The sequence below is a fragment of the Saliphagus infecundisoli genome, from assembly GCF_020177375.1.
In the GTDB taxonomy this organism is placed as follows: Archaea; Halobacteriota; Halobacteria; order Halobacteriales; family Natrialbaceae; genus Saliphagus; species Saliphagus infecundisoli.
Map to the genome: position 1 here is coordinate 49,484 of NZ_JAIWHV010000015.1, position 24,643 is coordinate 74,126.

Sequence of the window (24,643 nt, forward strand, 5' to 3'; positions counted from 1 at the left end):
CAAGTATTGCTTCCGAACGACCCGACAGTGGGCCGGCTCCCTCTCGTTCACCGAAGCTCGGATGGTCTTTCGCCCGCGCGCCAGGGATCATCTTTCTCGCAGGCGTTCAGTCGGCCCCGTATAACTTATCTATTTGGGGAATAGACCCACTTTTAGGTAACGAATGGCTCAAGAAAACGATTACAGTGCCGGACATATCCAAGTATTAGAGGGATTAGAGGCCGTCCGTAAGCGGCCAGCGATGTACATCGGCTCACCCGACTCACAAGGACTGCACCACCTCGTATACGAAGTGGTGGATAACTCGATCGACGAAGCACTAGCTGGCTACTGTGACAATATCACCGTCTCAATCCACGATGATGGCTCAGTAAGTGTCGCTGATGATGGCCGGGGAATCCCCGTTGACACCCACGAAGAGTACGATCGGCCCGCTCTCGAAGTCATCATGACCGTCCTACACGCCGGCGGCAAATTCGACAACAAGTCCTACCAGGTTTCCGGTGGTCTCCATGGTGTCGGTGTCTCAGTCGTTAACGCCCTCTCGGAGCGTCTTGAAGCTGAGATCAAACGAGATGGTGGCGTCTTCCAGCACGCATTCGAATCCGGCGAACCCATTGGCGACATGAAACGGCTTCGTGACATGGCACCGGACGAACAAACGGGAACCAGGATCCAGTTTTGGCCCGATTCGGAGGTCTTCACGACCACGGAGTTCTCCTTTTCGACGCTCTCGAACCGGCTCCGGGAACTGGCCTTCCTCAATTCGGGAGTCGCGATCACCCTCTGGGATGAGCACAAGGATGCCGAAGAGAGCGACCCTGTCAGCGAAACCTACGAATACGACGGAGGCATCCGAGAGTTCGTCGAGTATCTGAATGAGACACGGTCAGTAATGCACAAGGACGAGATCTACTTGGAAGATACGGAGCAGAACGTCCAAGTCGAGATCGCGATGCAAGCCACTGAGGAACCCCAAGGCTCGATCCATGCCTTCGCGAACAACATCAACACCCGTGAAGGCGGCACCCACCTCACCGGGTTCAAGACCGCGCTAACACGGTGTGTCAACGACTACGCGGGCGAGAACGATCTGCTCTCGGATCTCGAGGAGAATCTCCAGGGCGAGGACATCCGGGAAGGCCTGACGGCAGTGATCTCGGTCAAACATCCCGACCCCCAGTTCGAGGGCCAGACGAAGACAAAACTCGCTAATGGCGAGGTACGAGGAGTCATTGAAAGTATCATACATGAAGGTGTTAGCACCTACTTCGAGGAACATCCCGATACTGCTCAGGCGATCGTGATGAAAGCCGTCGAAGCCGCGAAAGCACGGAAGGCCGCGAAGAAAGCCGAGGAGCTCACGCGCCGGAAGTCCGCGCTCGACTCAACGTCGCTGCCCGGAAAGCTGGCGGATTGCCAGACGAAAGATCCCGAGCGAGCCGAGTTGTTCATTGCGGAGGGGGATTCGGCAGGCGGGAGCGCCAAACAAGCTCGCGATCCCGAGTTTCAAGCAGTGCTCCCCATCCGGGGGAAGGTGCTCAACGTCGAGAAACACCGGTTGGACCGCATCCTCGAGAACGACCAGATCCGGAACATGATCACCGCGATCGGCGCGGGGATCGGTGACGAGTTCGACGTCGCCGACGTCCGCTACAAGAAGATCATCATGGCGACCGACGCCGACGTCGACGGCGCCCATATCCGGACGCTCTTGCTGACCTTCTTCTACCGGCACATGCGCCCGCTGCTCGAGGGCGGTTACGTCTACGCGACCCAGCCGCCGCTGTACCGCATTCGATATCGAGGGGAGACCTACGACGCGATGACCGACGCCGAACGCGACGAGATCGTTGAAGAGAAATGCAACGGCTCTCCGACCCGCGTCCAGCGGTTCAAAGGGCTCGGCGAGATGAACCCCGAACAGCTCTGGGAGACGACGATGAATCCCGAAAACCGCATCCTGAAACGGATCACCGTCGAGGACGCCGCCGCCGCCGACAAGATGTTTTCCGTGTTGATGGGCGACGCCGTCGGCCCGCGAAAACAGTTCATCAAGGATCACGCTCCGGAAGCCGAGTGGATCGACATATAGCCAAGTAAATTATTTTCCGTCTGAAAGCAGAAGCCACCGAGAGGAATCCTCCCGTGTCCGTGTTGGTCTCGGACACTACGCGCAGATTCACTACCAGCCGCACACGACCTTGTGCGGCTGGATTTCGTTAGCTATCCGTGTTATTCGATCGTCGCATAGATTGGCGAACTCCAGGCCATGCCACCATCTTCCTGAATGACCCGGGCGTAGTACGCATGTTCACCGGACGACTGGTCCGAGAGATCGAACTCGAGTTCGACATCCGTCTCGGTGGCTTCACCAACGCGCCGAACAGCAAGTTGGACGCCGAGATACTCCTCGATCTCGACGATCATCTCGTCATCGAGTTCATCGAGTTCGAACGTTTCGTCGAGGAAGGGCACGCTGAACGCCAGTTTGGCGTCGTCAGGCGCATCGAGATCGACTTTGATGCCAAGGTAGTTGCCCGAAATCGTGCTGTCCCACTCGATGGCGTTGCTCGAGACGCGAGTGATACCCTGATCTGGATGATCGAAGCCGAATTCGGTCGCGTCGTTGATGATCCCCTTCGAGAGTGAGAGCGAGCCGTCGGCCTGGAGAACCTTGTGTCGGTTCTTTGAACGGGCACCGCTCCAGGTGAACTCGAGGAGGTCGTTTCCATCGGTGAGGTCGACGGAGTCGATCATCTCCGCACCGTCGAAGAGATCGATGCGCTTGATCGGCGAGGTTCCGTAGGCCTCGACGGAGAACGGGGCGGCGGAATCGACCGTGACGTCCGCACCCATGTCGTTCCCGTCGAGGTCGACGTCGAGCAGCATTCGCTCGCCAGTCGTCCCGTACGCGCGTCGCTCCGAGAGCGACTCCCAGAGGGAATCTCGGTCTAACGCCTCCATTTTGGCACCCATCAGTCCGCCCTTCACGTTGAAATCGGCCGCCTGGAGGTTCGCCTTTTCGTCCACTTCGAACTGGCTGGTCGGCCGTGCAGCCCCGAGTCGGCCAGTGTGGTCGTCGCTTCCACAGCTGAAGCCGACCTTGTAGCCGCGCTCGATCGCTTCGTGGCCGAGCCACTCGAAGACGCCCCAGATGGAGTTGATCTCGACGAACGTCGTCAGATCGGTATCGATCGTGTCCGGATCGCGGAGCCGGGCGGGACGGCCACCCTGGTGTGGGAAGATCAGGACGTCATCGCGACCCTCGTAGTAGTCGTAGAGGTTTTCGATCGGGTAGACGCCCTCGTGTTTGTTGAATCCCTCACCGTCCTGCCAGCTCCCGCTGGCGACGAGTGGTTCGTCTACGTTCCGATAGTAGACGTTCTGGTCACCGCCGGAGACGGTGTTCGAAGACCACTCGTTTGCCAGCAGCGTCACGTGCTCGCCGGGTTCGTGGTAGGCTTCGATCGCGTCTTTGATCTCCTCCCAATAGTCTTCGTCGACCTGGAAGTCGTTTGCACAATGGGAGCTAAAGTCGAGCATCCCCTCGTTGCGTGCGAATTGGAAATACTCGTCGATAGTGCCAGTACCGACGGTCTTCCCCGACTGGCCGTGAATATCACCCCAGTAGATCGAGTGTTCGCTCTCGGGATCACAGCGAAGCGGGTTTGACGTCTGACTCCAGTCGCGATCGGCGTCGCTTACGGTGACGCGGTGGACGCCTTCAGAGCTGAATTCGACCGGGATAAACGTGACCGGTCCATCGGCGTCGACGGTGCCGACGAAATCGGCCTCGTCGTCCGAGAGCTCGACCTCGAGCGTACTCGAGAAGTCGCGGGCGGTGTTTCCGAAGTAATCGAGTGCACGCACGACGATCTCGGTCTGTTCGCCGGGCTGAACCACCGACGGCGCAAACACCTGTAGCGACGTCGGTTCGCCGGCGAAGATCTCGTACTCCAGTTCGTCGAGGGTGACGTAGTCGCCGGTTCCCTGCATGTCGATCTGGAACATGAAGTGGAACGCGGTTTCCGGAAACGACTGGATACGGTGGCCGGGGCTGCCCTCGGATCGATCACCGTACGTGATCGTGACTTCGTCGCCTTCCTCGAGGTAGCCGTCGTAGGTGTCGATAATGACGTTGTCGCCCCACGGTTTTGGATTCTGGTAGTAGCGGTCCCATCGTCCCTCGACGGTCGCCTCACCGGTGGTCGACACCGTACAGTAGTTCGGTTCCTCGGGTTCGTCGAACTGTGGTCGCCCCCAGTCGCTGGTCTGGTTGGTCGAGACCTTCATTCTCGTCCCGTCGTCGAACCCGAACTGGCCGACAGTGTACGTGATGGTCCAGGTTTCGTAGGCCCCGGCGGTCACCTCGTCGGTCGAGATATCGACGGTTCCATAGTGCTTCTCGATTTCTTCTTCCGGTGTTTCTTCTTCGCCGAACAGCTCTTGTATACTTCCACTCATTATCTTCTATTTCCGAATGTCCTTCCCGGACATTCCACTCGCTCGTGCCCGTCCCCTCATATTAAGCTTTCCACAACCGTCAACATAATCTCTCAATATGATGCGTATTACACCCTAAACCCGGATAGAACACCACATATTTGTTTTTAATCGGCCTCGATCGAAATTGTTGGACGTCACTTATCTACCCGATTGGACGGAGTAGTGGTGTTATTATGGAATAAGGGGGATAAGAACACATATGATTACAAAGATTGACCGAATCTATATGATTCATGCCCTCACAACGTTTTTACGGGACATATGCCACTGATGATTCGTGCCAACAGATCGCACCCCCTGCGCTGACGAACGAACCGACTCATCAATTGCAGCTGAAGATCGAACCACGGAACACTCCGAATCAACGCGGGATGATTCTCCGCGCGGACTCCCCACGCGCCGGCAGTTCTTCGGAGCAGTAGGCGCCACCGGGATCGGACTCACGGCTGGCTGCACCAGCTCGATCACTGGCGGCAGTTCGGACGAAACGATCACTGTCGGATACCAGCAGTTCGGTACCCCCTACTGGTCCGAACTCCTCGTCAAGAACGGCGAACTCGCCGAGCAGTACCTTCCAGACGGATACTCAGTCGAATGGCAGACTGCACTCCAGGGCTCGGTCATCGGGAACCGGATGGTGTCCGGAGAGAACGAAATCGGGTACAACGGCGATATGCCGACGATCATGGCGATCATCAATGAGGACACCCCGATCTCGATGACCGGTCTCTCGGCCTGGTCGTGGGGCCAACAGTGCAACCTCGTCATCACTCCCACGGACCGAGATTTCGATGGTCCACAAGACCTCGACGGGATGAACGTCGGCATCACGACCGGATCGTGTACGCACCGGTTCTGGCTGGACGTCGAGGAGCGAGAAGGGATCTCCGCGGAGATCACCGATACGGACATCAACACGATCCTTGCCGAGATCAGGGAAGGAAACCTTGACGCCGGACTGATGTGGGAACCGAATCCCAGCATGGCGGTCACCCAACAGGAGGAAGCGAACTGGTTCTTCACGGGTGCGAGGTACAACGACCCCGATATGGGTTCCGTCTCGATGACCGACGAGTTCATCGAGGAAAACGAGGACGCCGCAATCGCGTACATGAAAGCGGAGCTCGAGGCCAAACACATCTTCGAGGACGATCAAGAGCGAGCAGTTGAGCTCATCGGAGAGGAACCCGATCTCGAGGATTATGACGCAGAGACGATTGAAGCGTCCATCTACGAGCCTATCGACGCCAACGGGGAAGAGGTCAACAAGATGGAGTTCGCAACGGATATGCGTCAGATCGAACCGATCGACGTCCACATCAAGGAGACGGCCGCGAACTTCCTCGTCGACCAAGGTGAAATCGAACGAGCGCCGGAAGAGGACGATTTCAACTGGGATGTCCTCGACGCCGCGATCGAGGAACTGCAAGACGAAGGCGTCGACTGGGATCCGACTGACGAGGAGGTTACGACGGGATGAGCATTTCCGATTCAGTCGGCGAAAAATGGCTCGGGGTGTCCCAGCAGTTGCCATCGCTGCCGGCGCTGCCCCGGCCCGTCTACAAAGGCGCATCCATCCTGCTCTTTCTGGGGGCGTGGTGGCTGTTCGTCGCGATCGAGTTTCTCGGGTTTCGCTTGATACCGACCCCGGTCGAAACGATACGGGCACTCGTCGAGTCCATCCAAGGGGCCCCGCTCACCTCGGGCGGCCAGTCGTTGTATACCCACTCGTACTACACGATCATGCGCGTCGGACTCGGAATCGGACTCGGTATCTGTACCGCGATCCCGCTCGGGTTGCTGATCGGCTGGAGTAACGTGTTCGACAGATACCTCCTCCCCGCGTTCGAGGTCCTCCGACCGATTCCGCCCGTCGCATGGGTCCCGATCGCGCTGATCGGGTTCACGAGCGAGCTGATGAGCATCGTCTGGGTCGTCTTTGTCGGGGTCTTCTTCCCGATCCTGATCAACACGATCGACGGCGTCAAAGACATCGAGACCGATTACGTGCGTGCGATCTACAGTCTCGGCGGAAGCAGGATCGATCTCTTCAGACACGTCATTGTTCCATCGGCAATCTCGTCGATGGTCACGGGAACGGTGATCGGAATCGGAATCGGCTGGATCGCCGTCGTCGCTGCCGAAATGATCTCCGGAAACTACGGGGTTGGCTATGCGACATACCAGGCGTATCGCGTGATGGATACCCAGACCGTGGTCATCGGGATCATCATCCTCGGCGCCTACGGCGCGCTCTCGAGTGCGTTCGTCTCGCTGCTTGGGCGTCGACTGACTCCGTGGGAACGACTTGAGAGCTAAGACGATGTACACGCCAATTTCCCGGACACGCACGGGGTTGAACGCAAAATCGTCCGCCAGCCTCAGCCATCAACTGACTGCACAGTCCGTTTGCGAGCATGATGTGAGCGTCGGACCGGCAGAATCACGATGGAAACCGCCGGTATTGACCAGAACCATGACAGTCGAGTGTAAACGATGACTGGACAACAGCACGAAACGACGGAAGAAACCGGATCTACGGCCCAACAGGGATCGGTACTACTCGACGAGGTGACGAAGGTCTACGATCCGGACGGCGAACACGTCGTCGCCGTCGACGACGTGGATCTCAGGATCGACGCTGGTGAATTCATTACCGTGCTTGGCCCCTCAGGCTGTGGCAAGAGCACCCTGATGAACTGTATCGCAGGCTTTCTCGAACCGACATCCGGTCACGTCTACGTCGATGGCGATCGAGTTGAAGGCCCGTCGGAACGCCGCGGCGTCGTTTTTCAGGCAAACCGATTGCTCCCATGGAAGACGATCGAGGAAAACGTCAACCTCGGGCCAAAGATGCGTGGCGAACTCGTCGAGGGGCGCGCGAGCGAACTGCTCGCCGAGATGGGCATCGAGGGGACGGAAGATCAGTACCCGACGGAGCTCTCCGGGGGGATGCAACAGCGAGCCGAAATCGCGCGCTTGCTCGCGAACGACCCGGATATCATGCTGATGGACGAGCCGTTCAGCGCGCTTGACGCGCTGACGAAGGAGATCATGCAAGAGATGCTCCTCGAGATCTGGGAAAAAGACAATAGAACGGTCGTCTTCATCACGCACGACGTCTCCGAGGCGATATTCCTCGCCGATCGCGTCGTCGTCATGAGCGCCGCACCGGGTGAGGTAAAGGCCGACATCGAGGTCGACATCCCGCGGCCACGAAACCTGGACGTAACGACGACCGATCGGTTCAAAGAACTCGAACGGGAGGTCCTCGAACTGATCCACAGCGAAGCCAGAGAAGCCATGGGTGGCGCCTGATGAGTGCCGTATCCGGCTTCAACCGCCTGTCGGTCCTCGAACACGCCAATGTCGTCGTCTCGATCCTCGGGCTCGTCTTCGTGTGGTGGCTCCTCGCCGTGAACGGGGCTATCAACAGTCTTCCAGGGCCTTTGCCCGCGGTCAACGCGATGGTTTCGATGCTCCCGACTGGAGAGTTTCACTCGTCCGTGATTGCCAGTCTGAGACACGTGTTCGTCCCATATCTGGCTGCAACCGCTCTCGCCGTCCCGCTCGGGGTCGCGATCGGTCTGAGCCTCACGTTCCGAGATCTCGTCTTCCCATCGCTCGAAATGCTCCGACCGGTCCCGCCGATCGCGTGGATCCCCATCGCGATCCTCGTTCTGCCGACCACACTGGCGAGCATCATGTTCATCACGTTCATGGGTGCCTTCTTCCCGATTCTACTGAACACGATCCGAGGCGTCGAGCGGGTCGAACCGGATTACGTCAAGGCCGTTCAGTGCCTCGGCGGAACCAGGCGTGACGTGCTGCGACAGGCTATTCTCCCGGCGGCGTTGCCGTCGATTCACACCGGCCTCGTCATCGGGATGGGCCTCGCATGGGTCAACCTGGTCGCAGCGGAGATGATCGCCGATGCCGGTCTCGGACGGCTCATCTGGGTCGCCTACACGACCGGGAACTATGCGAACATCGTCGCCGGCGTCATCTTCGTCGGACTCCTAGGATACGCCTCCTCAACCCTCGTTCGGTGGATTGGACAGCGACGGATGAGTTGGAACGTGGAGACGGCGTCATGAGAACCGATGGCAAAATTCGCTCGACGGGACTCGTTTCTCCCACGGAATCCGGGGCGCTTCGACTGCTCACACGGGCTCGAGCCATACTCCCTCCGATCGCCTTTCTCGCAGTGACCACAGTATTGCTCTCGATGACCGAATCACTATCGGCGACCACGGGTTCCGTTCCACTGCCCAACGGATTCAGTGCCACAACTGATACAGCACCACTCGAGATTGCGGGCACATCGACACTCGCCGTCCTCGGATATGTCGACTTCGGTATCGCACATCTGTACGTGCCAGCAGAGTCACTTCTCATGGTCGTAGCTGGCATATTTCTGGTCTCTCGTGGACGGACTGGAACGGTCGCCGGTATCGCACTCGGTGGCTGTGCTGCTGGAACACTGGTCCTTGTCATGGGATGTCCATGCGGATCCGGATCAGCAATGGCACTCCGGGCGCTCCTCTCTTGATATCGAATCCGTCTCTTTGACACCCTCTCCGCCCTGAACGGCGAGGCTTTGGGCCTGCTTCAACGTAGCGCCACACAGAACACGCTCATGAGATCCATGTCTTCCCTCTCGGATGTATATACAGAATTGTAATATCGCCTGCCTTGTCGCGAAGCCACTCACGGGCGGCCATTCCCACCCGCTGTTTTTTCGTTTCGCTTTCTTCGCTCTCGGCGAGAGGGTCAGCAAAGAGATAATTGTTATTGGAGACGAGTATAAAGAAGGTATCTACTGAATCTGGGAGCGAGTGGAGCTTTTCAAACTCTCCAAGAAGACTATTCTCGTCTGTATTCAGAATAGACTGGAGTTCTTCCAGATCCATCTTCAATAGCTCATCACTATTCACGGAACATTTGGTTGGTGGATAGCACTTATTTTTGATGAATTTGATCCCGAACGCGGCACCAAGATCATCGTTACTAAACCGCTTTGACCCCGACCGAACCCATTCGACGGAGTTGTTCACTGTTCCGTTGAACACGATGATGTCGAATTTCGTTCTCTTCCCAACGCTCGCGTTAAGTCGGACCCGTTCGATTTCTCCCCGCTCTTGGAAGCGTTTCTCGACAACGTCTTTATACGACTGTTTGTATGACTTCGTGTCTCCAACAAGGCGTGGGTTCTGAACCGTAGCCATCTCTTCTCCACGTTCCGCTAACGTGTCGACTAACGAGTTGTATAGATGAACGCGGAGATCCGCCTCTGTTCCAAATTCAATTGGATACTTAATGAATTCATCAGCAAGCTGCTCGACTATTCCCCCGTATTCAACACCCATCACTTCCATAAGTGGGAACGACACGATAACAGTTGGGGTGGAGGGTGTCGAGAAGATCTCCAGAAGCTCCAGTTCGAGTGTTTGGATGACTTCACCTATCGGTACCGGTATCTCACGTCTCCGTTCTGAGGACTCTATAGCTCAGCCATCCAGAGTGGAAGGGAACATGTCGGCAATCCGCCTATATAATAGAGCGAGAGGTAGTGACATCCACACTGTCAACTGCACTGACAGAGACAGTCTGTTGGTCGGCATCCTCATCGGTTTCGACCCGAACTGGGAACTCGACGTCTTGCTGCGTAGCGTACGTTTCATACCCCAGTGAAACGGTCTCTGTCTCTCCAGGGCCAATGGTCACAGATGTACTGTCTACCTGTTCGGGCTCCTCACCGACGATTAGCCGGACCTCCTGTGACGCTTCACTCTCTCCGGTGTTCTCGATCGGTGAGGTCACCTCCAAGTACTCACCGCCTTGAACGGGATCAGTTATCCCGAGAATCGTCACTTCGAGTGTTCCCTCTCCATTAGCAGGATCATCGCCTGCATCACCGACCACTTTGACCGTCTGTTCGTCGTCATCGCTGTCAGTCTCGACCCGAACCGGGAACTCGACATCCTGCTCAACCGGGTAGGTTTCGTAACCGAGAGTTATGGTTTGGGTCTCTTCAGGGCCAAGCGTGACAGAGGCGGCATCCAGTTGATCCTCTCCAACCACGAGTGCAATAGACTCGGTGACTTCCGTGTCCCCGGGATTTTCGATTTGAGCGGCTACTCCAAGGTATTCGCCTGCTTCAACCGGGTCGTTTGTAGCACTGATAGTTACGTCTACGATGGCCCCGTCAGCTTCGACTTCGATGAATGCATAGTCATACGGTGGACTGGAGTAGTACAACCAGTCTGCGTGGCCGCCTGATTCGACGAACTCGTACGTCTCTGTCCCAGTCGAATCGTGGTGGGGAATCGCAACTAGAGCTTGACTTGAACTGAGCGGTTCATCCAGTTCAATCTCAACGGTTTCATGGGATCCGGGGTCGAGATACTCCGAGGCACCAACAACTGTTCTGCTCATAGACTCGTGCTGTAAATTCCACTCGTCGGCTGGTGGCGAGAGCATACTGTCCTCACTACCGTCGTAGACTGCGACGAATCCACCGTGAGAGAGCGAAACAGAATCGGCGATTACCAGCTCGCCGTCGGACGGTTGATCGGCGAATGTAATGCTGGCTTCTGGTCGTTCTCCTGTGTCATATTCGATACATCCTTCGATGGATTTCTCGATCGGATTATCTACATCGTGATCGATTTCGTCAGACGGAGACATCGGGTCTATGTCGGTCTCTTCAGAGAGCCGTACGTAGTCGATATAGAACAGCGTTTCAGATGAAACGTCAATGACCGTGGTGCCATCGTCTGAGAGCAGGTCACTACCGTAGTGATGATTTGACGTATCCGTTGCACCGGATAGATGAGAGGCCTCAAGATGAACTCCTTCAAACTTTCCGGTGATCTCGACTTCGGCGCAACTGTGGAACTCGACGGGTGGCTCTTCGCCCGCCGCTTGTTCGTCTTCGTCAAGCTCAATCTGGACTGGTTGAACACTGCTAATTCCTGGAGCTGAGGTAATCACTCCCGTTTGGATTCCCGTTCCAGCAGCAGCCGTCGTTGCACCCAGCAGCGTGAGTAGCTTGCGACGGTTTACTTTCATTCCTATACTAAACTCTCTGTGAGTGTCGCGTCCACCGTTTTTCAGTGGTACAATGCCACATACCAAGGCTTACAGTAGCAAATTATATAATATGTCTTCGCCACAGTAGTGACTATCATAAGTTGTTACCATATATTGCGAATCTCTATCATTTGAGAACCTTGGAAAGGTGCTTTCCCATCAATTATCAATGACGATCTGGCCGCATTCGAGTATGTTAGTGGGTTCGTGAGGAGCGTCTGGATCCTCGCTCGAGGGTCGGTGTGGGTCCGTGGACGGCCTCAGCCGTGGACGCCAGCTGTCTCCGGGGGAGCGTCGGTCAGTGCGGATCCGCCTGGGATCGCGGCGTCCGCAGGAAGAACGAGCCGGCGTGGGCGAGACGACTAGGTGGGTGGATCACTCGCGATCTCGACATCGGTTCCGCCACATTCCGTACACGTATCGTCCTGCCACGGTACGGATTGATGGATCAGTCGCGGTGCGTCACATTCGTTGCAGTATCCGTCTTTGGCTATCTTGGACATGGCCCCCACCACTATCGTGTTATCTTCCGTGTCCGAAGCCCACGTCACCAACTGACGTGGACGACAGAACTAATCTAGTGGGCCATACGCATAATTATTTGGACGTCAATGGACATGACTGATCGATATTGTCCAACAGTCGTCGGAAGTGTCGAGGCTTCCGGTCGAGATCATAGCGATCGGAACTGCCTCGTTGGGTGGAGCCGGCTCGAGTGACAGAGACGCCACTCCGGTGGGTCGAATGACGATAGCGGCTTCTAACTACCAGCAGTTGTCAATACGTTTTAAGTTTGGTCTGCAAAGCTCCAGAGAGGATAAAAGGGGGAACTCGGAAAGCGGCCATCTCGAGATGGAGAGACGTCCTGCAGAGTGGCTGTCCGGGCCGGGCTGTGGGACATCACGTACGATCCAGGCGGGAATCGACCGTTCGAGGGGCTCGACGGAGAGAGGAGCCAATGGACGAGTTGAGCGCGATCCAACGGGACCTCTTGGTCGTGCTCACGGGATTCGATGGCCCCTCGGGCCAGCTGCTCAAAGCCGAACTCGAGGAGTACTACCAGACCGAACTGAACAATTCCCATCTCTATTCGAACCTCGAACGGCTCATCGAGGCAGGGTTCGTCGAGAAAGGCGAGCAGGACGGCCGGACGAACTTCTATTTCCCGGGAGAAAAGTGTTAGAATAGGAGGGGGCAATCACACCATATGCACGATCGTAACGGCCTGTCTGAGCCGATCCGATGGGGCGTGATTGGTTGTGGCGATGTTCTCGAACGGAAGAGCGGTCCCTCGTTCGGCCAATCCGAACGAAGTCGCATTCAGGCCGTTGTCTCCAGCGACGGCGAGTCGGCAGCGCGCTACGCGAAGGTCCACGACGTGTCGGTCGCGACTGATGACGCCGAACAAGTCATGACGGACCCCGAAATCGATGCCGTCTATATCGCGTCGCCGCCCGATACCCACGAGGAGTTTACCGTTGCCGCAGCCGAGGCTGGTAAACCGGTCCTCGTCGAGAAACCGATGGGACGGAGTGTCACAGAGGGGCGTGGCATGATCAATGCCTGCGATCGAGCTGGTGTCGAGTTGTTTGTCGCGTACTACCGGAGGTTCCATCCTCATGTCGAGGAAATACGGTCGCTGCTCGCGGAGGGACGGATCGGTGAACCGGTGTCCGCCAGTGTCAACTACGCACACCCGCGACCGAACGACAGCGGATGGCGCGAAATGCCCGAGATCAGCGGCGGCGGCTGGTTCGTTGACGCGACCTCTCATCGCGTCGACCTCCTCTGTCACCTGCTGGGCGCGCCGACTGAGGCCACCGGCGTCGTCCGCTGTGATGCCGGAGACAGTCACACGGAGACGGCCGTCTCCCTTTCGCTCGCTGTCGCAGATGGTGTCTGCTGTACGGTTACAAGTGATTTCGTCGGCGCGGGGTCGACCGACCGCTTCGTGATTCGAGGCACGGCGGGTTCGATCGTCGCCGAAACGCTGGATAGCGGCGATTTTACCTACGAGGTCGCAGGAGAGTCGAGGAGTGTCGCATGCAACCAACCAGAAACGACACATGGGGGCCTCCTCGACCACGTCGAGGCCGTCCTTTTAGACGGGGAGACGAACCGCTCGACCGGCCGGGACGCCATTCAGACAGAGGCGATCTTGGACAAGTGCGTCCGGAGTGTATACGCGGACGCGATCCCGACGACCGTGTGGGATGGGTCGTTCCCTCTGACCGAGTGACACACGGGTGCTGTCGGCTCGCCGTCGGTACGGAATGGAGACCAACAGCCGAATCTACCGGGGCGCGTTACTGCCGGCATATCCCTGTCGCAGCGCTTCGTGGCGCGTTGACGCGAGCTTCTCTTCGAGATACGGCTTGAGCGGCGTGAGTGTGCGGAGGCGATCGTCGGACCACTCCTCACGCAACTGTGCGAGCGCGATATTGATTCCCTCCTGGACGTACATGTTGCGCTCGTCGCCTCCCTCGATCGGGATGTGCTCGTCGACGAATCGTCGTGTAACGCTTCGAAATCCTTCGCATTGTTCGAGACGAGGAGCACATCGTTCGTCCGACACCACTGCAGAAGATCTCGGTCGGTGGTCCGTTCACCGAACCGGTCTTTCGCCTGGTGAACCTCGTACCCGCGTTCCCGAAGGACTCGCTCGAACACCCGACTGACATGCTCGTCGAGCAGGATCGACGTCTACGTCACGAAATGGGCTCTTTGGGTTTGATCGACGAGTCCCGAACGCGTTCGAACGCGGCCGCGTTGGCCCGATCGGCCGCTCGCATCTCCTCGGGATTGTCGTAATAGTACGAGAGCGCCTCGTACACTGACGCGAGCGAGCAGTCGAGTTGATCAGCGACGTACGCCGGTGGATGCCCGGCGTCGATCACTTTGCCGGCGACGTGGCGGACGGCGATTCGGGTTCCCTCGATCCGCGGTTCCCCGCCGAGGACCTCCTCGTCGCTCGTGATCGTCATACGATCGATGACAGGACGACTTCGTTTATACCTTCTCACACCCCACCTGTTCGGTCCAGTCCTGTGGACAGCTGTCGTCTCCGGTAGCTCCTCGAGTGGGTGTCTCTCGGACTGATCGCCGACGATCGCTCTTCGGTGAACCCCTAAGTAGTCCGACCGATAGAACAGACCGCGTTTGAGGCGCGTGGTCTCCCCGTCGAGTTCGTTGAGGGAGGATTCGTAGCCGACGAGGCGGTCCCCGCGGGGAGAAGAAGAGTCTGCTATCGAACCGATCGTGAGAAATCGCCGGGACTCCCACGACGGGCGGTCGACAAACGGACGTGAACAGCGCCGAACTACGTTCGAAGTTCCCCGACGAGAGCCGTCACGGCTTCATCGACGAGGGAATTCTCGAGACGGCCTTGCCAGAACTCGATTTCCTCTCGACCGATTGATTGAACGCTCCAGGGGACGATTCGGCTCTCACTCGGTGTCCCGCCACGTATCCAGCTCTCCTCAGGAACGTCAATGAGGCCCTCTAGCCACGATTTCGTCGTCAGCGTCATGCGATGTACTGCTCGCCGTGAAACGGCCGGTCCGCGTGATTTGAAAGGATCAGCCAGGGCCGGGACCGCCCGTCGCCCTTGAACGGATCAGTACCGTACACGACATCACCGCGCTCGAAGACGGGAGCGGGCTCGGTCTCGCTCACCGGTCGTTCTCGATGCTCGGATGGGGATCATCGGGCGCGTGGTCCCGCCACGCCTCTTCGTCTTCCTCGCCGAGTTGCTCGTTGAAGAGCGCGGTCGCCCGTTCGTAGCCCCGAGACCGTTCGAGACGGTCCGCGTCGTCGGTGATCGCCCAGTAGGTGGCCTTGTGTTCGACGAGACCTCGTTCCTTCAACCGCGAGAGGGCCGTACTGACCGACCCGTCGTCTATGTCGATGCGCGAGGCGATTTCGCGTGCCTCAAAGGCCCGATCATCGTGGGTCGCCAGGAACCCGAGCACCCGTTCGGGAACGGAAACTCCTTCGAGTTCCCCCTCCGTCGCGCTCTCGAACGTTTCCCGGTCGATGGACATCGTCGTCCGTCGGTAGGGTATCTATCGTAAAGAGCGTTTGGAGTGAAACCGATATTCGTGCTGATAATCGTGTTATTACGAGAGAGAGACCACGACTGACATCGGTTGGCTCCCTCTCTATGACAGCCTCCGTCCCACGGTTTCCCTACTCGATCCGGACGGTCCTTGTGGACAGCTGTCGTCTCCGGTAGCTCCTCGAGCGGGTGTCTCTCAACATGATCGCCGACGATCGCTTGCTGGGCCATTTCGGTGTCGTCGACGGCCATCGGTTCATCGACGTCGATGAGTCGTTCCATCATCAACAGGGTATCATAGAATGGTTGGCATGGTTTTCTACGACCAGTTGCGAGGGCTCCTACCACGAGTTCTGAAAACCGGCGAAATACCGCCTTCAAAGGAGACCGCCTCACGGGCTGTTACCGGGGTGCGTGAAGAGTTCTATGACACCCTTGCTCCGTTGCTATTTATACAGAGCCTTCGTTGACGTGGCACATGGTCAGAAACGAGGACGAGAGGCGAATACGTGAATTGCTAGACGAGATGACGGTCGCGGAGAAGATCGGGCAGATGGTTGGGACGCCACCACATGAGGCCGTCGATGAACTGAACGCTCAAATCCGAGATCACCACGTTGGCTCGATCCATTTCGGCGGGACGCCCCACAACACACCCGAAAAGAAAGCAAAGGTCGCCAACGAGGCCCAGCGAGTCGCCATCGAGGAGTCCCGTCACGGGATCCCGGTGTTCCTTCGCGCGATGGCCGAGCACGGACACGCCGCAGTCGCCGGGAGCACGGTGTTTCCCCAACAGTTGGGCCTCGCCGCTACGCGTAACCCTGACCTGGTCGCCGAGACCGCACGCGTCGCAGCCAAAGAGATGCGCGCGACGGGCGTACACTCAACGAGCAGTCCGATTGGCGACATCGCCCGCGATCAGCGCTGGGGACGAATCACTGAGACGTTCGGCGAGAGCCCCTATCTGGCCGCACGCATGACCGAGGCGATGGTCGAGGGATACCAGGGTAAGGACCTCTCGAACGATGATTCCGTACTGGCGGTGACCAAGCACTTCCCGATGTACAGCGAACCGGTTCGAGGCGAGGACGCCGCACCCAACGAGGTCTCGGAGTACACGTTCCGGCGAGTCCATCTGCCATCGTATAGCGCCGGAATAGCGGCCGGAACCGGCGGAATCATGCCCTGTTACAACGCCATCAACGGAGAACCAGTCCACGGATCGAAGCATCTCCTGCAGGACGTGCTCCGTGATGAGCTGGGATTCGAAGGGTTCGTCCTTGCAGACTACAGGGGGGCAGAGGATCTCCACAAGGGCCATCAAACGAGCGGATCGCTCGAGGAGTCACTCTACCGGAGCATCTCGGCAGGAATCGATATCCTACCCTCCGGTGGGAGCGAGTATACGGAGATCATCCTCGGCCTCGTCGACGACGGCGAGCTTTCGGAAGCGCGCATCGAGGAGAGTGCACGACGTGTCCTCCGTGCAAAGTTCGACCTCGGCCTCTTCGATGATCCCTACGTTGATGTCGCGGCGGCGTCGGCGACGCTCGGCGCCGAGGCCCACCGGGAAACCGCTCGTGAGGCCGCCAGACAGGCCCAGACGTTATTGAAAAACGAGGGCGACGTCCTGCCGCTCTCGACCGATCAGGAGGAAGTCCTTGTGACGGGGCCAACGGCGGACAACCTCGCCTACCAGCATGGTGGGTGGGGAAACGTCAGGGATCCAGAGCCCCTAGGGACCACGGTTCTCGAAGCAATTGCGGACACCGTTAGCGATGAGACGACCGTCACCCACGAGCAGGGAACAGAGATAAACGAGATCATCGATATCAACGCCGCCCGGAGGCGTGCGGAGACCGCTGACGCTGCAGTCGTCTGTCTCGGCGAACCCGATTATGTCCACGAGTTCTCCCAGAGTACGCTCGAAGAAGCAGCCGAGGACTTTCCCTCGCGGGTCCAACTCAGCCTTCCGGAGGCACAGCGAGATCTCGTGAAGGCCGTCTCCGAGACCGACACACCGACCGTTGTCGTGTTCATCACCGGTCGCGTCCTTTCGACGCCGTGGATCGCCGACAACGTCCCCGGCGTGCTCATGTCCTATCAACCGGGGTCGGAAGGCGGCGCGGTGGCCGACGTGCTCTATGGCAAGCACAATCCCTGTGGAACACTCCCCATCTCGGTTCCGAGATCGGAGGCGCATCTCCCGACCCGCTTCAACTACCTTCCTCACCCGGACTACCACGGCGCGGAGGGATCGCACACGGACTCCTACGATCCCCTTTTCGAGTACGGACATGGACTCAGCTATACCGAGTTTGAATACGAAGATATCGCTCTATCTGATACGACGATTGGTCCCGCCGGAACGATCGACGTCACAGTCACCGTCGCGAACGTCGGTGACCGAACCGGCACCATTCCCGTCGAACTCTTCGTCCGGGACGTCCTCAGTTCTCGCGTCACGCCGGTCCGCGAACTCCAGGGGATGACCCGCCTGGAGATCGGCCCCGGCGATCACGAAACCGCCCGCTTTAGGCTTGCAGCCGAGAATCTCGGCGTCGTTCGCGACGACGGCAGCCGAGTCACGGAACCGGGAACCTTCGAGATCACGGTCGGCGATCAATCGGCGAACTTCGAAGTGACAGGGCGGTTCGTATGAGGGACCAACCGTGACATCCTCCCCGCCGTGAACGGTGGGGCTTCCCACAAGACCGACCTTGCTGAGTTGGGTATTTGCAGGTTCGCACACCGACGAGGTGCTGGCTGTGCCACACAGCCGTTACTCCTATCCCTGAGCCGCAGTCGGTTCGGTCGTTTCGGTTCCGACCGAACGCGGTTCCACTCGGATTTTCGGGATTCGGAGGTACCTGATTCTTTAGCGTCGGATGGATACAGATACAGCCCTAACGCACCTAAGCCTACCGATTCGAGCGGTTTGTGAACCGTGCGGCGATTCACGCCCGCCGTGAACGGCGGGATTCTCTCGCCTGCGAGTATAGCTGGAGCCGCTAGTTTCACTGAAGACGGAGGCATGCGCTTTATTTTGTGTCACACCTCCGCCTCCAGTCGGTCCAGCAGTGTGTCGAAACGCTCCATCCGATCAGTATGCGTGTCGTCGATTCGTGACCGGTCTTCGAATCGGTCGCGGAACTCCTCGATCGCGTTCTGGGTTCCCAGAAGAACGGTGCCAGTTCGGAGTGCCGATACGCCGACGGCCGGTCGAATCGAGTCGAGATCCGCGACGTCGAGGTCGGTGGGCTCGACGGTCTCGCTCTGGAGATGGGCACCTTCTCGAGTCGGAATACCTCCACTCCGGCAGTCAGCAAGCCGGTGAGTCAACGCTAGCGTTCTTCCGTATACATGGGGATGACGTTCTCGAAAAGGTCGTCACAGCACTCCCAGAGGAGCTTCGGCGGTGACTCCGCTTCGAATACGACTCCTTCATGATGGGGAGTGTCCATCGATGCCGTCCGATACTGGAAGTGTGCTGCGCCGAGGTCGTCGTGATCCTCGTCTTGATGCCACCCACAGTGGAACCCCCCGTTTGGATCGGCTTGACATCCTCCACACGACTAACGTCGTGGGATTCCCACGCCCGCACCGCAACGCTGGGTTGGGAGTTTCAGGTTCGTGGAGGGGCCAAATCTTCTCGGGGATTCAACCCATCTCGACTCGGTCTCCACTGGCCATGTCAAGTGGCCGTTACTCCTATCCTCGGAACGACGGTTCCCGTCGTTTCCTCGGGGGTTTCGTCGTTCGTCGGCGGATTCGGAGGTACCTTTGTTGCTACCGGTACCGACGTATCCCGAAGGAGTATCTTCGGGCTTCGGTCGGATGCATCCGAGTTTGTCCGATTGTCCCAGCATGGGCGCGGACGTGCCGCGTCGGATTCGTAAAGATGCGCCCGTGGGGCACCTAATCCTTCCGATTCGGGTGTTTGAACCGCTGGCGGCGATTCATCCACACGACTAAAATCGTGGGCTTTCTCGCCTAATTCCGTGTAACTCTCTCGCGTCATCGATCTCCGTGGACAGCTGTCGTCTCCGGTAGGTTCTCGAGCGGGTGTCCGTCGTGATGATCGTCGACGATCGCTCGCGGGTGGACCCGTGAGTAGTCGGGTTCGTAGAGCGTGTTGGCCCTCGATCGAGGCGGTTTTGGGACCGTGGACGAACCGAGCGAGAGCGCTCGTGGGAAGTCGGTTAGATCAGGCCAAATTCGTCCGTACAGTCGTCGTCACGGTCGGTCTCGGTATCCCCTGTACTGGCCTCGTCCTCTGGCCCGGCGATCGCTCTCGCTTCCTCCAGGGGGCGCTCCTCATCGCTCTCTGAGCGGTCTAAGTTCGATGGGGTTCTGGGTCGTCCGGGCCGTCAAGCGCCGTTTCCTCCGCTGTCGGCGCCGTCTCGGGTCGCTCAATCCCGCTGGAGTGAGTCGCGTACTCGTCGCTCACCTCGCCGGTCTCGGGGTCGTACATGAGGAGGTCGGCGTCCAGTCCGCGGTCATCGTGGAGGACGATCGCGATCCGGAACATTTCGGGCTCGGGGACGGCGTCGTACCCGTACTCGGTAACCAGCACTTCGGGAATCAGCGGCTCATACACGCAGGACCAGTCCTCGGTCAGTTTCGCCTTCGAGCCATAGACGCGCTCAAGGCCATCCTCCTGGATGGCAGCGTCGCCCGAGGGACCGAACGGGAAGCCGATTCCGACGTCGTTCTTCTCGTCGTCGTAAGCGATGCTGTCGATGCGTCATCCCTCGAGGACCGCCTCCGTGATCTCGCCTCCGACATCGAACTCGACCGCGGCATCGTGCTTTCCTTACTCGTGCTCTCGGAATCCGACGTTGACGCGCAGACGGACCACCCGTTTTTCGCGACCGTACAGCGGGAGGCGACCCAGCTCCATGGGTGAGTCCGCCCGTTATATCCATCCGTCAGGGACGTCCAGCACCTGATTAGTCAGCGTATCGACGCCGACAAATCCCTCGATTCGCCTGATCGCAGTGACGACGTCGCGTGCAGGTGTCGTTTGGTCGTCCAGAAAGAGGATTCCCGAATGGGTATCGAACGCAAAAAGTCGTCGTCGTTCGTGAGCAGGACTCGTTGCTCAGCCCGACAGTACTCGATGACCTCGCTGTCGTCGTCTCCAAGCGTGAGTTCGTCCTGTACGCGAACGACCTCGTATCCCTCCTGTTCGAGAAGTGAATAAATCGATCTCTTTATGTTCTCGTCACAACACAGCCTCATGCGGTTTCGGAGGACGAATCCGGGGTCGGGCCCCTCTTGCGGCTCTCCTTGATCCGTCGATCACGGCGCTCGCGTCAGTCGACCATTGCCTCGACGTTGTTATAGTAGTAGGTGAGCACACGATAGACGTCAGCCAACTCGAGATCGAACTCGACGGCGACCGTTTCCGGGTCCATCCCCTCTTCGTGAACTCGACGATCTGGAGGACGCTGATCCGATGCCCATCGAGTCGGGGTTGGCCGCCCATGACGCCCTCGGACGTCACGATCTCAGTCATACTGACCGGTAGGACCGCGACCACTAAACGAATTGTGCTCGTTGGATGGGTGCTCTCTTCTTGCTCAGACCGTCGCCGGATCGATGCGGTTCACGATCCCATCGAAGTCGTCGTCGAAACTCATGACGCCGTCGAGATCGTACCGTCGAGAGAGCGCAACGGTCGTTGCGTCGGTGAAACTCAGCGCCTGATCATCGTACTGCTCGAAGATCTCGACCGCATCAGTGAACACGGCCGTGGACACGTGGAGCAACTCGTAGACCCCTGGATACTGTTCGACACCCCGGAGCTTGTCCCCGAGGTGTTTCGCTGGCGTGAACGAACCGCCTCGTGTGAGCGTCAGCGTGACCGCTTCGTCGTAGATGTAGTCGCTCACGTATGGCTGGCCGAACTCGCCGTCGTAGACGGCCTCGAGTGCCCCAGTGGCGCCGTCGTGCCTGGACGCGTCGCAATCATGATCCGCATACAGGACACCCGTATCGACGAGGATCGTCATCCGTATAGAACGTCGTCGATGTCCGATTCGTCCGTCTCGACGCCCGATCGGAAGCGATCCCGGCGCATGGCGTCTTTCTCGGCGTCCGTGAGCGGAACGGTCGCCTCCCGGAACGAATCGATGACAGCGTCGCGCGATTCGTACGCGTCGTCGATGAGACGTGTCAGAAGGTCTTGCTGCGTAACCGTCTTCCCCGTCCGTAGCCGGATCTCCGCCTGGAGTTCCTCGAGGCGTGATTTCGCGCCCTCGTCGACCTTGACTGCCGTCGCCATAGTTGTCGGTTACGGTCGAAACTTAGTAAACGTTTCTACCAGCAGCACGTACAGCTCCAGGCCCCCCAATTGCGGACGTCGGTCTCGACGCCGAACGACGCCCCTCGAGGTTGGTGACGCGGTCGACGAGGTGATCGGTTTGCTGACGGAGGACCTCGTTTTCCTTGTCTACACACCCATCGGATACGTTTACACAACTGGGCACCGTACGATGTCTATGAACCAAGTGGCGATCCGGATCGTTCGGACGCTCCACGACGAGCCTCACCTCGAGGGGCGACGACTCACGGCTCGATTCATCAACAAACAAGTCGAAGATCGCAGTCTCGACCCACGGATGGTCGCTGATCGCCACGACCTAGATGCTGCCGATGTCTACCGTGCCCTCACGTATTACCACGATAACTCCGCGTGAATCGACTATTCGATCTGTACGGCGAACTCTACGCACAGTACCACGGCTATCGCTGGTTCGCCGAGGCGGAGTTCCATGTCGACCTCGAAACCTTGCTCGGCTTTCACCCGAACGAAACGGACGTCCTCGAGCAGGTCACGGAGGTCCTCGAGATGTCGGTCTTGAGCGATCGTAGCGGAGAGGAGCCCTTCGAGACGGATGCCGAGGAGAGAGATCTACTTACACTCGACGAGATGGCGGAGCAATACGCCGAGTTGTATGCCCACCAGTGGTCGGAGATGACTGTTGATCTATGATTTTCCGGTGTGCATATCGATGTGATTCGTCGTCAGTGGGTGCGGACCTCAGGATGGGCGTCATCGCGAGCGAACAGCGAATTCGATGATGTGGCTACTCTTTTGGCTGCGTTCACACCCTTCGACGCTTCGTCGGCAGACCGGGAGTCCACGGACAAGCCCCGCCTCAGACGCGAGTAGCGAGGCGTGAAAGCGCCTCGGACCACGCGAGCAGGCCGTCGGCCCGCGAGCAGACGTAAGCGAGAGCGTCAGGGGGAGGTCGTTGACTCATCGCGCGGGTCGTCAATCCGATCGTCGTCATCGCTCGATTCGGATGCTGACTCGACTGTCCGTGACTGGGACAGCTCCTGTGCCACGCGTTTCACGTGTTGTTGGTGGGACGCTGACGTCCGAGCCTGTTGAGCAGCGTCGAGTTGGTCGTCGACGACGGCGTTCTGTTGGGGTCCCCACACCTCAGGGGGCACCGAGTCGATGTAGTCGGCCCAGCGCTTGACGGCCTCGAGGCGCTGCTGGCGGTCCCCGTCGTGTTTCGCATCGAGTCGGTCACGCGCGTTTGAGTCGCTCATACTCGGGTTCAACCTCGAGTCGTGTGACCCACCGTTCGAGGCGAGGCTCACTAAGGCTTTCCTCGAACAGGGTATGGAGGTGAACTGCGTCTTCGAGATCCGTCCGGGCACCGAGGTACAGTTTGTAGGCGATCTGGAGTTCGAGGGGGCCGATCGGAACCGTCGTGTCGCCGATCCGGGCCGTGATGGCGTGTTCGAGAGAGGCACGGTCGAACTCATCACGGACGAACTTCACTTCCAGATGGGGCGTCACCTGCTCGTCCGGTGCGACCCAGATGTTGTCACCCTCGTCAAGCATCTCAAACATCGACCCCAGCGGCATTGCTGGACCCCAGAACTCGTTGTCGGCGAGGGTCGAGGCGAGTTCATCGGCGGTCTCGGCATCGATTCGTTCGATGAGGACATCGATGTCCTCGGTCGATCGGGCACGTCCTGCGAGAATGGCAACGTAGCCCGCGACGTAGACGTGTTCGATATCGAATTGATTGAGGATCGCCGAGAACTCACTGGCGAGGCGATCGAGGCGGTTGGGTTCTCGATCAACAACGAGCGTCTCGTTTCGGAGTTCGATGCCGCCCATTGGCTCGGTCGTGATTCGTGAGGGAGTAGAATAAATCGTCGGTTCGGAGGGTTGATATCCTCTCCGCCGATGAAGCCGTGGAATTTCTCGCGTTGGGGGTCTGGCATCAGTACCAAGTCCCCACGGAAGCAACGTTCTCCTACGCCGTTCGTCGGATACTCCGGTTTGTGTGTTCCTCGTTGGGACGGTGAACGCGTGGTGACGCCGACGATAAATGGTCGTCCCACGTGAGGCACAGGGCCGTGCCATCCGCCGTGGTACGTTCGATTCGTGCCGACGGAGGAACGTCTCCGACGCCGTGAGGTCTGCATGCCAATCGAGGACGAGTGTCATCGCGAGAGGAGGTCGAGTTCATCGGCGACACGAAGGAAATCAGCATGGGCCATACCGACCTCCTCGCTGGCTTCGCGGTAGGTGAGGTCGTCGGCCTCGACCTGGTCCCAGACGTCGAGGACGGCGTCGATGCAGTCGTCGCCATAGGTCTCGATCGCGTAGTCGAGGGTGTCGGACTCCAATTCGACTGCCTCAGCGATCGACGCCAGCGAGAGATCGATCGTGAACGGAACGGGGGCGTACTCCGCCGGTTTCCCGCTCGTACGCTCGAGGAGTCCAGCGGCCTCGAGATCGCGACAGTACTCGTGGGCCGTCGTATGTGCGAGCTCGAGGTCGGCCCGAAGGTCCGCCACCTGGAAGGCATCCCGCCCGGCAGCGTAACTCAGAATCTCGAGTTTCCGATCGTTCGCCAACTGCTCGAAGACGGTTGAAGTCGCTTTCGAGACGTCGGCGTCTCGTCAGTGACGCTCATCCGAAGATCACGTATATACGATGGGTGGGGA

27 protein-coding genes and 3 pseudogenes are annotated in these 24,643 nt (G+C 58.6%); 12 read left to right on the forward strand and 18 right to left on the reverse strand.

All coding sequences use genetic code 11. From position 1 onward, the window contains the following. Positions 1-163: 163 nt before the first annotated feature. Positions 164-2,095: a DNA topoisomerase (ATP-hydrolyzing) subunit B gene (gene gyrB / locus LCF40_RS15385; protein WP_224829121.1), complete on the forward strand. Its 1,932-nt coding sequence runs from the start codon at positions 164-166 to the stop codon at positions 2,093-2,095. 140 nt (positions 2,096-2,235) lie between these two features. On the opposite strand, the gene LCF40_RS15390 is transcribed toward gyrB, so the two are convergent. After that, a complete protein-coding gene (locus LCF40_RS15390) occupies positions 2,236-4,467 on the reverse strand; it encodes a DUF3604 domain-containing protein (RefSeq protein ID WP_224829122.1) in 2,232 nt (743 codons plus the stop codon). Positions 4,468-4,786: 319 nt separating this feature from the next. Between LCF40_RS15390 and LCF40_RS23445 the strand changes: the two genes are divergently transcribed. From LCF40_RS23445 to LCF40_RS15410, 4 genes are all read left to right on the forward strand, one after another. Beyond that, positions 4,787-5,989 carry an ABC transporter substrate-binding protein gene (locus tag LCF40_RS23445; RefSeq protein WP_224829123.1) on the forward strand — a complete coding sequence of 401 codons (1,203 nt, stop codon included), beginning with the start codon at positions 4,787-4,789 and terminating at the stop codon, positions 5,987-5,989. Then, on the forward strand, positions 5,986-6,828 hold the full coding sequence (locus tag LCF40_RS15400) for an ABC transporter permease (RefSeq protein WP_224829124.1): 843 nt from the start codon (positions 5,986-5,988) through the stop codon (positions 6,826-6,828). Before LCF40_RS23445 ends, LCF40_RS15400 begins: the two co-directional genes overlap by 4 nt. A 177-nt stretch (positions 6,829-7,005) precedes the next feature. After that, positions 7,006-7,827, forward strand: a complete 822-nt coding sequence (locus tag LCF40_RS15405) for an ABC transporter ATP-binding protein (RefSeq protein ID WP_224829125.1) — start codon at positions 7,006-7,008, stop codon at positions 7,825-7,827. Continuing rightward, a complete protein-coding gene (locus tag LCF40_RS15410) occupies positions 7,827-8,606 on the forward strand; it encodes an ABC transporter permease (protein WP_224829126.1) in 780 nt (259 codons plus the stop codon). Before LCF40_RS15405 ends, LCF40_RS15410 begins: the two co-directional genes overlap by 1 nt. A gap of 540 nt (positions 8,607-9,146) precedes the next feature. Here LCF40_RS15410 and LCF40_RS15415 read toward each other — a convergent pair. Together LCF40_RS15415 and LCF40_RS15420 are read right to left on the reverse strand one after the other, a co-directional pair. Further along, positions 9,147-9,878 carry a hypothetical protein gene (locus LCF40_RS15415; protein ID WP_224829127.1) on the reverse strand — a complete coding sequence of 244 codons (732 nt, stop codon included), beginning with the start codon at positions 9,876-9,878 and terminating at the stop codon, positions 9,147-9,149. Between the two features lie 181 nt (positions 9,879-10,059). After that, positions 10,060-11,583 carry a DUF7282 domain-containing protein gene (locus LCF40_RS15420; protein WP_224829128.1) on the reverse strand — a complete coding sequence of 508 codons (1,524 nt, stop codon included), beginning with the start codon at positions 11,581-11,583 and terminating at the stop codon, positions 10,060-10,062. Between the two features lie 979 nt (positions 11,584-12,562). On the opposite strand from LCF40_RS15420, the gene LCF40_RS15425 reads away from it, so the two are divergent. Beyond that, positions 12,563-12,787 carry a helix-turn-helix transcriptional regulator gene (locus tag LCF40_RS15425; RefSeq protein ID WP_224829129.1) on the forward strand — a complete coding sequence of 75 codons (225 nt, stop codon included), beginning with the start codon at positions 12,563-12,565 and terminating at the stop codon, positions 12,785-12,787. A 24-nt stretch (positions 12,788-12,811) separates the two neighbouring features. Further along, positions 12,812-13,843: a Gfo/Idh/MocA family protein gene (locus tag LCF40_RS15430; RefSeq protein ID WP_224829130.1), complete on the forward strand. Its 1,032-nt coding sequence runs from the start codon at positions 12,812-12,814 to the stop codon at positions 13,841-13,843. A gap of 54 nt (positions 13,844-13,897) precedes the next feature. Here the strand turns inward: LCF40_RS15430 and LCF40_RS15435 are convergent, their stop codons facing one another. The 5 genes and pseudogenes from LCF40_RS15435 to LCF40_RS15455 form a co-directional block, all read right to left on the reverse strand. Beyond that, positions 13,898-14,068, reverse strand: a complete 171-nt coding sequence (locus tag LCF40_RS15435; RefSeq protein ID WP_224829131.1) for a hypothetical protein — start codon at positions 14,066-14,068, stop codon at positions 13,898-13,900. Positions 14,069-14,175: 107 nt separating this feature from the next. Beyond that, positions 14,176-14,274 (reverse strand): annotated as a pseudogene (locus LCF40_RS23540) (DUF5615 family PIN-like protein); the annotation flags it as partial. Positions 14,275-14,312: 38 nt separating this feature from the next. After that, on the reverse strand, positions 14,313-14,588 hold the full coding sequence (locus LCF40_RS15445; protein WP_224829132.1) for a DUF433 domain-containing protein: 276 nt from the start codon (positions 14,586-14,588) through the stop codon (positions 14,313-14,315). 335 nt (positions 14,589-14,923) lie between these two features. Continuing rightward, positions 14,924-15,279 (reverse strand): annotated as a pseudogene (locus tag LCF40_RS23545) (type II toxin-antitoxin system PemK/MazF family toxin). Further along, positions 15,276-15,647 (reverse strand): MarR family transcriptional regulator, encoded by a 372-nt coding sequence (locus LCF40_RS15455; protein WP_224829134.1) that lies wholly within the window; start codon positions 15,645-15,647, stop codon positions 15,276-15,278. The pseudogene LCF40_RS23545 and the gene LCF40_RS15455 overlap by 4 nt, the downstream one beginning before the upstream one ends. A gap of 492 nt (positions 15,648-16,139) precedes the next feature. Here LCF40_RS15455 and LCF40_RS15460 point away from each other — a divergent pair, with 492 nt between their 5' ends. Then, positions 16,140-18,323 (forward strand): glycoside hydrolase family 3 N-terminal domain-containing protein, encoded by a 2,184-nt coding sequence (locus LCF40_RS15460; RefSeq protein ID WP_224829135.1) that lies wholly within the window; start codon positions 16,140-16,142, stop codon positions 18,321-18,323. 389 nt (positions 18,324-18,712) lie between these two features. On the opposite strand, the gene LCF40_RS15465 is transcribed toward LCF40_RS15460, so the two are convergent. Further along, the gene (locus LCF40_RS15465; RefSeq protein ID WP_224829136.1) at positions 18,713-19,003 is read right to left on the reverse strand and encodes a hypothetical protein; all 291 of its coding nucleotides are present in this window, start codon (positions 19,001-19,003) and stop codon (positions 18,713-18,715) included. A gap of 848 nt (positions 19,004-19,851) precedes the next feature. Between LCF40_RS15465 and LCF40_RS15470 the strand changes: the two genes are divergently transcribed. After that, positions 19,852-19,992 (forward strand): hypothetical protein, encoded by a 141-nt coding sequence (locus LCF40_RS15470; protein WP_224829137.1) that lies wholly within the window; start codon positions 19,852-19,854, stop codon positions 19,990-19,992. Positions 19,993-19,997: 5 nt separating this feature from the next. On the opposite strand, the gene LCF40_RS15475 is transcribed toward LCF40_RS15470, so the two are convergent. After that, positions 19,998-20,192 (reverse strand): hypothetical protein, encoded by a 195-nt coding sequence (locus LCF40_RS15475; RefSeq protein ID WP_224829138.1) that lies wholly within the window; start codon positions 20,190-20,192, stop codon positions 19,998-20,000. On the opposite strand from LCF40_RS15475, the gene LCF40_RS15480 reads away from it, so the two are divergent. Further along, the gene (locus tag LCF40_RS15480) at positions 20,166-20,570 is read left to right on the forward strand and encodes a hypothetical protein (protein WP_224829139.1); all 405 of its coding nucleotides are present in this window, start codon (positions 20,166-20,168) and stop codon (positions 20,568-20,570) included. The genes LCF40_RS15475 and LCF40_RS15480 overlap by 27 nt on opposite strands. Before the next feature lie 47 nt (positions 20,571-20,617). On the opposite strand, the gene LCF40_RS23725 is transcribed toward LCF40_RS15480, so the two are convergent. The 5 genes and pseudogenes from LCF40_RS23725 to LCF40_RS15500 all read right to left on the reverse strand — a co-directional run bounded on the left by LCF40_RS23725 (position 20,618) and on the right by LCF40_RS15500 (position 21,950). Further along, on the reverse strand, positions 20,618-20,905 hold the full coding sequence (locus LCF40_RS23725) for a DUF5615 family PIN-like protein (RefSeq protein ID WP_224829140.1): 288 nt from the start codon (positions 20,903-20,905) through the stop codon (positions 20,618-20,620). Between the two features lie 74 nt (positions 20,906-20,979). Then, on the reverse strand, positions 20,980-21,081 hold the full coding sequence (locus tag LCF40_RS23960; RefSeq protein WP_465269271.1) for a DUF433 domain-containing protein: 102 nt from the start codon (positions 21,079-21,081) through the stop codon (positions 20,980-20,982). Positions 21,082-21,119: 38 nt separating this feature from the next. After that, positions 21,120-21,182: pseudogene (locus tag LCF40_RS23730) on the reverse strand (DUF433 domain-containing protein); the annotation flags it as partial. A gap of 64 nt (positions 21,183-21,246) precedes the next feature. After that, positions 21,247-21,678, reverse strand: coding sequence for a type II toxin-antitoxin system VapC family toxin (locus LCF40_RS15495; RefSeq protein WP_224829141.1), 432 nt, complete (start codon positions 21,676-21,678; stop codon positions 21,247-21,249). Then, positions 21,675-21,950 (reverse strand): hypothetical protein, encoded by a 276-nt coding sequence (locus LCF40_RS15500; protein WP_114577189.1) that lies wholly within the window; start codon positions 21,948-21,950, stop codon positions 21,675-21,677. The genes LCF40_RS15495 and LCF40_RS15500 overlap by 4 nt, the downstream gene beginning before the upstream one ends. Before the next feature lie 217 nt (positions 21,951-22,167). Here LCF40_RS15500 and LCF40_RS15505 point away from each other — a divergent pair, with 217 nt between their 5' ends. Further along, a complete protein-coding gene (locus LCF40_RS15505) occupies positions 22,168-22,365 on the forward strand; it encodes a DUF433 domain-containing protein (protein WP_198667896.1) in 198 nt (65 codons plus the stop codon). Next, a complete protein-coding gene (locus LCF40_RS15510) occupies positions 22,362-22,661 on the forward strand; it encodes a hypothetical protein (protein ID WP_224829142.1) in 300 nt (99 codons plus the stop codon). Before LCF40_RS15505 ends, LCF40_RS15510 begins: the two co-directional genes overlap by 4 nt. Before the next feature lie 248 nt (positions 22,662-22,909). On the opposite strand, the gene LCF40_RS15515 is transcribed toward LCF40_RS15510, so the two are convergent. From LCF40_RS15515 to LCF40_RS15525, 3 genes are all read right to left on the reverse strand, one after another. Then, complete coding sequence (locus tag LCF40_RS15515) at positions 22,910-23,227, reverse strand: DUF8150 family protein (protein WP_224829143.1); 318 nt, start codon at positions 23,225-23,227, stop codon at positions 22,910-22,912. After that, complete coding sequence (locus tag LCF40_RS15520) at positions 23,205-23,807, reverse strand: hypothetical protein (RefSeq protein ID WP_224829144.1); 603 nt, start codon at positions 23,805-23,807, stop codon at positions 23,205-23,207. The genes LCF40_RS15515 and LCF40_RS15520 overlap by 23 nt, the downstream gene beginning before the upstream one ends. Positions 23,808-24,136: 329 nt before the next feature. Further along, positions 24,137-24,493 (reverse strand): TrmB family transcriptional regulator, encoded by a 357-nt coding sequence (locus LCF40_RS15525; protein ID WP_224829145.1) that lies wholly within the window; start codon positions 24,491-24,493, stop codon positions 24,137-24,139. Between the last annotated feature and the right edge of the window lie 150 nt (positions 24,494-24,643).